9 protein-coding genes are annotated in these 10,492 nt (G+C 40.9%); 3 read left to right on the forward strand and 6 right to left on the reverse strand.

What is annotated here, in order from left to right; genetic code table 11:
• The 6 genes from JWR87_RS19375 to secDF all read right to left on the reverse strand — a co-directional run.
• The coding region (locus JWR87_RS19375; RefSeq protein ID WP_297823391.1) for an aldehyde dehydrogenase family protein at positions 1 to 522 on the reverse strand (522 nt) is incomplete at its 3' end.
• A 1-nt stretch (position 523) separates the two neighbouring features.
• Positions 524 to 1,360 (reverse strand): fumarylacetoacetate hydrolase family protein, encoded by an 837-nt coding sequence (locus tag JWR87_RS19380; RefSeq protein WP_297823393.1) that lies wholly within the window; start codon positions 1,358 to 1,360, stop codon positions 524 to 526.
• 189 nt (positions 1,361 to 1,549) lie between these two features.
• Complete coding sequence (locus JWR87_RS19385) at positions 1,550 to 2,830, reverse strand: mandelate racemase/muconate lactonizing enzyme family protein (RefSeq protein ID WP_297823395.1); 1,281 nt, start codon at positions 2,828 to 2,830, stop codon at positions 1,550 to 1,552.
• A gap of 145 nt (positions 2,831 to 2,975) precedes the next feature.
• Entirely contained in the window at positions 2,976 to 3,914 is a 939-nt protein-coding gene (locus JWR87_RS19390) for an RraA family protein (protein ID WP_297823397.1), read from the reverse strand.
• Positions 3,915 to 3,940: 26 nt separating this feature from the next.
• Entirely contained in the window at positions 3,941 to 5,077 is a 1,137-nt protein-coding gene (locus tag JWR87_RS19395) for a bile acid:sodium symporter family protein (RefSeq protein ID WP_297823399.1), read from the reverse strand.
• A gap of 283 nt (positions 5,078 to 5,360) precedes the next feature.
• Positions 5,361 to 8,468 carry a protein translocase subunit SecDF gene (secDF, locus tag JWR87_RS19400; RefSeq protein ID WP_297823401.1) on the reverse strand — a complete coding sequence of 1,036 codons (3,108 nt, stop codon included), beginning with the start codon at positions 8,466 to 8,468 and terminating at the stop codon, positions 5,361 to 5,363.
• Between the two features lie 735 nt (positions 8,469 to 9,203).
• On the opposite strand from secDF, the gene JWR87_RS19405 reads away from it, so the two are divergent.
• The 3 genes from JWR87_RS19405 to JWR87_RS19415 all read left to right on the forward strand — a co-directional run.
• A complete protein-coding gene (locus JWR87_RS19405; RefSeq protein ID WP_297823403.1) occupies positions 9,204 to 9,848 on the forward strand; it encodes a bifunctional 4-hydroxy-2-oxoglutarate aldolase/2-dehydro-3-deoxy-phosphogluconate aldolase in 645 nt (214 codons plus the stop codon).
• Between the two features lie 189 nt (positions 9,849 to 10,037).
• The gene (gene rpmI / locus JWR87_RS19410; protein ID WP_297823406.1) at positions 10,038 to 10,235 is read left to right on the forward strand and encodes a 50S ribosomal protein L35; all 198 of its coding nucleotides are present in this window, start codon (positions 10,038 to 10,040) and stop codon (positions 10,233 to 10,235) included.
• A gap of 85 nt (positions 10,236 to 10,320) precedes the next feature.
• A partial coding sequence (locus tag JWR87_RS19415; RefSeq protein WP_297823408.1) for a 50S ribosomal protein L20 occupies positions 10,321 to 10,492 on the forward strand: 172 nt, incomplete at its 3' end.

Here is a 10,492-nt window from a genome sequence, read left to right on the forward strand (position 1 = left end):
TAATGCAGAAACCGTGTCGCCACCTGCAACTGAAAATGCAAGAGGAAAGTTAGAAGCTCCAAAAACGCCCACCGGCCCTAAAGCTTTTTGCATGCTGCGGATATCCACTTTAGCAAGCGGTTTGCGGTTAGGGTCTGCATTATCTATTCGTGCATCCAGCCATGAGCCCTCACGGAGCAGTTCCGAAAACAATTTTAACTGCCCGACAGTTCTTCCACGTTCGCCTGTAATTCTTGCTTCAGGCAAACCGCTTTCTTCACAGGCACGGCTGATTAAATCATCAATAGCAAGAATTTCTTCTGCAATAGCGTCTAAGAAATCTGCCTTTTCTTTACCTGATTTATTTCGGTATTGCTGAAAAGCTTTGCTTGCTTTTTCTATGGCTTCATTTATTTCAGCAGGGGAAGCTTCGTAAAAGGCAGGTTCTATCTTTTTGCCAGTTGAAGGGTTTTCTCCATAAAATGTGGTCTGACTTAATTGGGAAAGGTTATTTCCTATTATATTTTTTCCTGTAAGCTTCATATTATTTAACGGTATTAACTAGTGTGCCGATGTGTTGGATAGTGATCCTGATCTCATCGTCTTTTTTTAATGTAAAATCACTTGAAGGTACAATTCCTGTTCCTGTCATGACAAGGCAGCCATACGGAAAAGATGTTTCGCGGTAGAGGTAAGAAACCAGCTCTTCAAATTTTCGTTTAATTTGATCAATGCCTACTTCACCTTCAAAAACTACTTTGCCTTCGCGCAGTATCTCCATTTGTATCTGCGTATCTGTTGGTAAAGGTTCGTCCGTTACATAAATGCACGGTCCGATGGCGGCACTGGCATCATATGATTTTGCCTGCGGAAGGTAAAGCGGATTTTCGCCTTCGATGCTACGTGAACTCATATCGTTGCCAACAGTATAGCCGATAATTTTTCCTGAGGAAGTTACAGCTAAGGTTAATTCCGGCTCCGGAACATCCCACGTGGAATCTTTGCGAATGGCCACTTTATCTCCGTGACCAACTGTGCGGTATGCGGTTGCTTTAAAAAATATCTCAGGTCGTTCAGCCTCATACACTCTTGCATAAAAGTCGGCTCCGCCTGAATCCTTAGATTCTTCTTGTCTTCCCACTTTGCTTCGGTAATAAGTGACACCACAGGCCCATATTTCCTGGCTTTGGATAGGTGCCTGTATTTCTGATGTAATTAAGTCTTTTGCTTCCTGGCTTGCACTTAATTCTTTTGTTGCTTTTTCCATTTTTGAATAAAGACGATCATCATTTACATATGTATCCCAATCTTCGTTTACAACTAAATAATAACTCTTGTCGTTTGCTATAACTATTCCTTTTTTGGTTTTGTATAATTTCATGTTTAGTTTTTGCTGAGTATTAAAATTAAAATGTAGAACTAGTGATAGGGGTTTAATTTGTACGTGCCGACATCGTTTAAGGAATGATCAATAAAGATAGACAAGTACAAGTGAGTGACACAACAATGATGACATGGAAGCCAATGTTGGCTACCGAAATAATGTGAATACTTATTGCTTATATAACTGCTATACGAAGAAAGGAATATTTGGAATTGCATATTTTTTCATTCCTTCCTCATTTATCTCTACACCAATTCCCGGCTTGTCTGAAACTGTAACGAAACTATTTTTAACCCATTCTCCATCGTAGGTAATAATGTCCTTAAACATAGGATCGGTATGAAAATAAGACTGCCATTCAAGAATTAGAAAATTAGGCACGGAAGCGCAGACGTGGGCAGAGGCCATAGCACCCAGAAACGACGCTACCATGTGGGGCGCAAAAGGAACATAATACAAATTAGCAAGGTTGGCTATACGTTGACCTTCGCCTAGTCCCCCGGCTTTTTGCAGGTCGGGCATTACAATATCAACGGCACCAATTTCAAGCATTCGTCTGAAGCCATAAGCGAGGTAATGATTTTCGCCGGCACAAATCGGTGTGCTGGTTGAGTCAGTTATTAACTTATACGCCTCTACATTTTCGGCGGGTATCGGTTCCTCGAGCCACATTAGATTTAGTGGTTCGAGTAATTTGGCTACCTGCTGACCAGTTACTGCATCGTAACGGCCATGCATATCCACACAGATATCAATGTTTGGTCCTACTGCCTGTCGCGCTGCTGAAATCTGGTCCACCATGCGTTTTAATTCAGCGGGGCTTGCCGTCCAATTATACTGGTCGTATTTATTGGGATCCTGTGCCTGGTCGAGATCGAACTTTAATGCGTTGAAACCCATTTTTACTGCTTTGCTTGCAGCATCAGCAAAATCTTTTGGAAGGGGTAAGTTACGTTGATACAGGGCGGTGTCGCAGTATACCCTCACTTTATCGCGGAACTTACCTCCGAGTAATTGATAGACTGGCAAGCCGAGTGCTTTACCCGTAAGATCCCATAAAGCGGTTTCAATGGCAGACAAGACCGCTATATACATTCCGGATTGCGCTCCCTGGAAAAATCCACCTTTACGTATGTCTTCAAAGAGTCGATGCACATTTAGAGGGCTTTTTCCTACCAGCCTTCGACCAAAATCTTTCACCAGGTAATATGTGCCGGGTATGGCGTCAACTCCTTCACCACATCCCCAAATATTCTGGTTTGTATAAATCTTTACAAAAAGGCTTCCTTTAATGTAGCCGCACTTAATATCTGTTATTTTTAAATCTGAAGGTGGGGAGGTTATTGGCGTTTTTTCTACCGCACTTTCGATGCCACGGCCAAAAGTTGCTATGGGCGCTATTGGAGCAAAAGCAGCAGCAATTGCTGCCTTTGTTAAAAAAGATCTTCTGGAGTTTGACGTTGACATGTAAGGATTTTGAAGATGAGCGATTTTGTTTGAAGTTTTGAGGTGATACCTAATGAAGGCACAGCGTTACTAACTGCCTGCAATTAGTAACGCTGTGCCTTAACTTAAAAACTGGAAACTGAGTTGCAACTGACTATTGCAACTACTACCACGTGCGTTCTTTAAGAATTTCCTGTATCTGTTCTTTCGGAACTGGAAGTTCATTGATATGGTCATTCAGCCATTTTGAGAAATCTTTTTCAATTTCATCAGACCAACGTGCATCAATTTGTCCTGCTGTATATTTTCCTTCCCTTAGACGCAAATGGCCAAACATGTCTCTCAAACGAACAACTTCAGAGGTTGTTACTACTTTTTCTGCTAAGTGCGGCGGAATAAAACTAACGATACCTTGCTTTCCCAAAACGATGTCGCCTGGCATTACGGTAACTGTGCGAATACGGGTGGGCTGATTAATACCAATGATCATAGTATTCAGATCACCTGGAGGATTGTGGTAGGAGGGGTCATAGCTGGAATAGAATGAGGTAAATCCGCCTATTTCTTTCAGGCCTTCAATATCTCTTAGTGCTCCATCATATACAATACCATTGCCGGACCTGGCGTAGATAGCATTTCCTACATTGTCACCTATAGTCGGGCCGTTGCGATGCGCGCCAAACTGGTCTGCTACATACACATCACCTTTTACTAACAGGTCTACCGGCCAGCTATTCTGGCCCTTTTTTCCTGCTTTTTTTCCTCTTGCATCAATAGCTCCCCACACATCGGGACGTGCAGGCATGAAGGTGGTAGTGACTGCTCTTCCTACTAACACACTGTCAGGATTGATTAGCCTCCAACCTTCCGCTACCTGGTAACCGTAGCCCGCATTTTTCATCACTGACCAGGCTTCTTCCTGGCTTACGCTTTTCATTCGTTTTAGAATGTTATCAGGCACTTTTGGACGACCATCTGCGAAGCGCTCGCCCTTCCACTCGGGGGTTAGGAAAATAAGTTCTTCTTTGGTTATTTGCTGCGATTTTGCCTGCTGGTAAAATCGCAGCAACAGAAAAATAAGTAAGAGGAATTTTAATCGTGACATAGTTAACAGTTAGATTGATTGGTAAATTATTGCACTTGTAACTTTTCGCTTTGGGTTGATTTTATTTCTGTCTCTTCATCCTTTGGCACCCGGTTATGCCACCAGCTTGAAATAGATGAGCCGGTTATATTCATCATAGGTCCAAAGATGGCGGGAGCTAAGCCAACAGTAGCAATTTTTCCCATTGTTAATGCCAGGCCCGAAGCGAGACCTGCGTTCTGCATCCCGACTTCAAGTGCTATCGTTCGACAATCACGTTCAGGAAACTTGAGTACTCTTGCAGACCAGTATCCGAGAAAAAAACCAGTGGTGTTATGAATGAAAGTTGCAATGATCAACAGCCCTCCGACTTTTAGAAGATTGTCTCGTCCGGCGGCTACCATTACAGTGAGAATTAATGCGATGCCGACCATAGAGAGAATAGGCATTGCTTTATCGAGCCATTTAAATTTTCCGTGAATGAGGTAGTGGAACAGCAGGCCAGCTACAATAGGTATGATTACAATTTTAGTGATATCCCATACCATTGTCCAAAAGTGTATCTCAACAAAACTACCGCCTAATAAATTCATTAATAAAGGCGTCAGAAAAGGGGCAAGCAAAGTTGAGATGGTGGTGACAGAAACAGAGAGGGCAAGATTAGCGCGGGCGAGGTAAGACATTACGTTTGAAGCCAAACCACTTGGGCAACAACCTACCAATATAATGCCGGCACCAATTTCACCGGGAAAGTTAAAAAGACTGGCAACGGTGAAACCGATCAAAGGCATAATAGTATAATGGCAAACAATACCTACAATAATTCCTTTTGGCATGCTGAGTACCTGTGCAAAATCTTTGAGGCTCAGTTCGGTTCCCATACCGAACATAATTATTTGAAGCAAGGGAACAATGAGCGCCGAAAGCTGGAAAGTGCCGATGGTGACAAAGTATTGCGGATAGTACATGGCGAGACTTACCACGGCAAGAATAATAACTGTAAATGATAAACCCTTTAGAAATTTATTTCCTCTAAATGCGATAGCAAGAGCGGTAAAAAATAGCATCAAAATACAACCGGCCCAGTCATGGTAGTGTTGTATTGTAACAATAATATAGGCGATTAAAAACAGGGAAGCAAGTGGGTAAAATAGATTGTAGACTGATCTCTGGATGGACGTCATAAAGCAAGCTAAGGTTTGGTATACGTTAGACCAAGATACAATTGTTATAGTGAGTGAAGCATTTTTAATTGTAGATATTAAACCTTTTTAGTTATGGGCAACGCCAACAACCACATTGAAAAAGATAAACTGAAATACAACTATTGAATGGAGCGTCGCAACGAAAGTTTCAGCTGCAACGAATGTTTGTTACTTAAAATAACTTCTATAGAAACAGGAACATAAAAAAAGAGAGCCGGACTTTCGTTCAGCTCTCTCTATTAAAATTATACAATAAATATTTCTACACAGCACTTGCTCTTACAGGGGCAACTTTCGCTGCTACTGTATCGGCTTGTCCTAATGGCCTGTCTTTAGCAAAGTCCATTAGAATTGGCGCGGCAACAAAGATGGATGAGTAAGTACCTGTGACAACACCTATCAACATTGCGAAAGCAAATCCGCGCGTTACTTCACCACCAAAGATGAAGAGTGAAAGTATCGTGAGGAACACAGTTAATGAGGTCATAATCGTACGACTTAATGTTTCATTAATCGCTTTGTTGATAATGGTACCCTTATCTGTATTCTTCATTAAACGGCTGTCTTCCCGAATACGGTCAAATACAATAACGGTGTCGTTCATTGAGAAACCTATTACCGTTAGAATAGCTGCAATAAAGTGCTGGTCTATTTCTAATGGGAAAGGAACTACACCTCTTAAGAAACTGAATACCGCAAGTGTTACAAAAACGTCGTGTAACAATGCTATGATGGTTCCCAGTGAGTATCTCCAGTCGCGGAAACGTATGAAGATATACAAACAGATTGCCAGTATAGAAACTATTGTTGCTGTTGTGGCGCCTTGTTTCAGATCATCCGAAATGGTCGGTAAAACTGTTTGAGAGCTTTGTTTGTACCGGGTATCGAATTCACGATAAGTTAACCCCTGCGGCAAGTAACTCTTTAAACCGTTAAACAACTTAAGTTCAACAAGTGAGTCGATGTTATTGCCGGTTTCCTTGATCTTATATGATGTAGTGATATTCCACTGACGGTCGTTACCAATGCTTTTAACAACAGGGTATTCGCCGTATTCTTCTTTTAGCTTGTTCATTAAAGCATCGTGTTCTACCGGCCTGTCAAATTGCACAGTGTAGCTTCGGCCACCACTAAATTCAACACCTTCATCAAAACCATTGAAAAATGAACCAATACCAAGCAACAATACAACAACAGAAATACCGTAAGCAACTTTTCGATATTCGATAAACTTAAAAGCAGCATGCTTAAAAATCTTTTTGCTAATTCCGGTAAAGTATTCGAAGTGTCGGTTTTTGTTAGTGTACCAATCAGAAACTAACCGCGATATTAAAATACCACAAAACAACGATAACAGAATACCAAGAATTTGAGTTGTAGCAAAACCTAATACCGGTCCTAATCCAAAGTAAAACAGGATGAGGGCAGTCATTAAAACGGTTACGTGTGCATCTAATACGGGTGCATAAGAACGCTTGTAACCGTCGTTAACAGCGAGCTGATAATTTTTACCCCTCGTAAGTTCCTCTTTGATTCTTTCGAATATAATTACGTTCGTGTCTACTGCAAGACCGATGGTAAGTACAAGACCTGCAATACCGGCGGCAGTTAACGACGCACCTAAAGCGGCCAGAATACCAACGGTAAATAGAAGGTTTAAGATCAAGGCAATATTTGCAACCCATCCTGCTGTATTGAAGTAAACAAGCATCAGGGCGAAAATGATGATAAATGCAACAATGAATGCTGTAGTACCACCACGCACTGCATCCTGGCCAAGTGTTGGACCCACCACTTGTTCCTGAACAATTTTTGCAGGAGCCGGTAATTTACCACTCTTTAAAATGTCGGCTAGATCCTGTGCTTCAACAAGAGAAAAGCTGCCGGTAATTTCTGAGCTACCATTAGGAATAACGCCATTTACGAAAGGTGCGCTGTAAACTAAATTATCCATTACGATCGCAATTGGCTTACCAATGTTATCGCCTGTCATTTTAGCCCAGATCCTTTCACCCACTTTATCCATCGTCATCTTAATAGCAACACGGCCTCTTTCATCAAAGTCCTGGCGTGAGTCGCTTACATGCTCACCTTCCAGTTTAGCCAGTGCTCCACCGCCTTCAACGGTTTTAACTGCATAAACAGGTAAGATACCCGCAGCTTTAGGATCTTCAGATTCAGGCTTTCCAAACATCCAGACAAGGTTCGAAGGGAATTTGCTTTTAACTGCTTCCATTTGCATGTAGCTGTTGAAAGTGCCGGTGTCTTTAGATTGAATATATCCGATTGCTGCCGGAAACTGGGTCTGTCCATCTTTACCCTGCTGCGGCTGAATAAGCTGCATGATGGAGCTGATGGGAGCTTCGTTTTTGGCTGCCGACACGGTTGGTGTCTTACTCGTTTTATTAGAGTCAAGTGCGCTTATCGTACCTGTTATGGTTGTGTCAACGTTAGTTGTTTGGGCAACACTGGTTGTATCGGTTTTAGTGGCAGCAGTATCGGTAGTGATGGTGCCATTTAAAACAGCTGCTAAAGATTTTTCAGCAGCTTGGTAAGAGGGATAAATATCGCCAATATTGTAAACTTCAAAAAACTGAAGGTTTGCAGTTGCCTGCAGATATTTTCTAACTCTCTCCGGATCAGCTACACCAGGTAACTCAACCGTGATTATTCCCTTATTCTCGTCAAGGTTGATATTTGAAGAAGTAACCCCAAACTTGTCAATACGGGTACGAAGAATGTTGAAGGTATTTTTTACAGCGCCTTTTGCTTCTGTACGTATGTAATCCACAACAGCATTATCACTGCTTTGGTAAGTAATACGTTTGTTACTTGTAGCAGCAAAAATGGAGGCAAGGTTGCCGGCCGGGTTTAGTCTCTTATATTCTTCGGCGAACAAGCTAATATAATCAGCGCCACTGTTGGCTTTTCTGGCGTTAGCCGCGTTAAGCGCTTTAGTAAAATTGGCATCACGATTATAACCTGATAACGATTTTATTAAACCATCCAGTCCCACTTCCATTGTCACGTTCATTCCACCTTGCAGATCGAGGCCGTATGTCAATTCCTGGTCTTTTGCATATTGATACGTACCTAAGCCAAAAACTATTTTTTCGCTCTTTGTACTATCAAGTAAACGTTGAAGACGAGTTCTTTTGAGGTTATTAAGCGTATCAGCATATAATGCCTGACGCTCTTTATTTCCGGCGTACTTTTGTTCCGGAGCCGGAAAATTGGCTTTAAGCCATTTCGCCGCCTTTTCTTCCATTTTGTTCTCATGGTTGTGAACGAACCATGTGAAGCTAAGTTGGTACAAGCAAATCAAGATTAATGCAATCGCAAAAATCTTCACCAAACCTTTCAGTTGCATACTAGTGAGGGTTTACAAATTTTTTAGTCCCGATTTTTTCGGGGAGGCAAAGATAACGGTTTGGCATTTAAAAAGATACAGAAACTACCATTATCAGAAACTGCTTGTAAGCCTTTAAATATCAACTGGTTATACCAATATTTTTGCAGTCGTTTATACCGTTTTTGCAACTTTTAACGAATCGATGTGAACAAAATAAGCTACAGAAGTTTAGGAGTAGTAGAAACTTTTACACAGAAGTTTTTGGTGTTTTTGGGCTAATAGAACAACAGACCTGATAAGCATTTTAATAGTAATGTGTTGTTTTGGTTACCAGCATTTGTTTTTTAATTTATCATTGTTGTGTCACACACTTGTACAGTTTCCATTCTATTTTAGGGATAGCGAAAAGCGTTTGCAGTTTAGAAAATAGCTGTTTTTACCTGGTTAGCATTTGTACAACTTTTTATGTCTGCGTTTCAGTTAATTTTACCGGGCTAAATTTTCATTTTTTGAAACTTCCTATCAAGAAAACCTTATTCGTTACCGGGTTTGCAGCTTCGGAAGCAAGCGAAGATGGAGATTGTTGATAAAGCAGAAATGAGAACACGGATCTTTAATGAAAATAAAAAAGCTTTAAGAAAAAGCCCATTAACAGTTGAAAGTACAAGTGTGCGACGCAACGATTTTTAGCGGTGTTCAAAAAGCTGATAACCTACCTTAAATAACCATTAGTACAAGTCCCTAATTTAGAAGATGAGCCAGCAAACAACTATACAAACTGTTTTAGATTATCCATTAATTCCGGTATTTTATCATTCAAATCCTGAGGTAAGTCTCGGCGTTTTTAATGCCTGTTACGGGGGCGGAATAAGGGCGTTTGAATTTACAAACCGGGGAGCAAATGCTTTGGGAACTTTTAAGTTGCTTAAAAGTCGGTTGGCAAATTTTCCTGATTATGTATTAGGTGTAGGAACGATCCTTAGAGACTCCGATGCTGAAGCGTTTATTGAGGCAGGAGCGTCTTTTATTGTATCGCCATGTTTTATAGAAACGGTGTCTGATGTCTGCTACCAAAATAAAATTCCTTACCTGCCTGGCTGTATGACGGTTAAAGAAGTTTTCTATGCAACAGAAGCAGGCTGGGAGATAGTTAAAGTTTTTCCGGGTGAAGTTTTGGGAACCTCTTTTGTGAAAGCCGTAAAAGCAGTACTGCCAAATGTAAAGTTGATGGTCACAGGCGGAGTATCACCAACACGGGAAAGTATACAATCATGGTTTGATGCAGGAGCAAATGCAGTGGGACTAGGTTCTCAATTATTTAAAGCCGAATTGCTGGAAAAGGGAAATTATAAAGTGATAGAAGAATCGGTTGCACAATGTTTCAGGTATTTGAAGTAATCGAGTTTTCGCTTTCATCTGCAAGAACCGATACTTTAATGTTTCTTTTTACCTTCTTTTCCTTTACCTTTGCAGCCGCTTTGTAAAAAATGTAAAAGTTTTTTGAAGAGCGAGACATTACCCACAAGGCTCCATAAGTGTCCCGTCAGTTCGGGAACGCCAGCAGGGTGTAATCATCAAGATTATTTAATGCCAAAGGTTAAAACAAACTCAAGCGCAAAAAAAAGGTTCAGAGTAACCGGTTCAGGAGAGATTACTTTCCAAAAAGCTTTCAAACGTCACATTTTAACGAAAAAGTCAACAAAGCGTAAACGATCCCTTCGTAAAAAAGGAATGGTATCGCCAGCCAACATGCACTTTGTGAAGCGATTATTGGGTTTGAAGTAAACCTACAAAATCTCTAAAGAGACTTTAAGAAAGAAAATCTCATTACAACACTGTTCCGGATAACGGAATTTAAATTTGAAAATTTATGCCACGTTCTAAAAATGCGGTAGCATCAAGAGCCAGAAGAAAGAAAATTCTTGACCAGGCTAAAGGCTACTATGGTAAACGTAAAAATGTATATACCGTAGCGAAAAATATTGTTGAAAAGGGTATGACTTACAGTTATGTAGGCCGTAAACTTAAAAAGCGTGAATACC

Origin of the sequence: Segetibacter sp., from assembly GCF_025963695.1 — a bacterium.
Classification (GTDB): domain Bacteria; phylum Bacteroidota; class Bacteroidia; order Chitinophagales; family Chitinophagaceae; genus Segetibacter.

What these genes read in the sequence shown, in the direction of transcription:
- JWR87_RS19380 (WP_297823393.1), bottom strand. Translation starts at nt 1,360, where the DNA reads ATGAAATTATACAAAACCAAAAAAGGAATAGTTATAGCAAACGACAAG.
- JWR87_RS19385 (WP_297823395.1), bottom strand. Translation starts at nt 2,830, where the DNA reads ATGTCAACGTCAAACTCCAGAAGATCTTTTTTAACAAAGGCAGCAATT.
- JWR87_RS19390 (WP_297823397.1), bottom strand. Translation starts at nt 3,914, where the DNA reads ATGTCACGATTAAAATTCCTCTTACTTATTTTTCTGTTGCTGCGATTT.
- JWR87_RS19395 (WP_297823399.1), bottom strand. Translation starts at nt 5,077, where the DNA reads ATGACGTCCATCCAGAGATCAGTCTACAATCTATTTTACCCACTTGCT.
- secDF (WP_297823401.1), bottom strand. Translation starts at nt 8,468, where the DNA reads ATGCAACTGAAAGGTTTGGTGAAGATTTTTGCGATTGCATTAATCTTG.
- JWR87_RS19405 (WP_297823403.1), top strand. Translation starts at nt 9,204, where the DNA reads ATGAGCCAGCAAACAACTATACAAACTGTTTTAGATTATCCATTAATT.
- rpmI (WP_297823406.1), top strand. Translation starts at nt 10,038, where the DNA reads ATGCCAAAGGTTAAAACAAACTCAAGCGCAAAAAAAAGGTTCAGAGTA.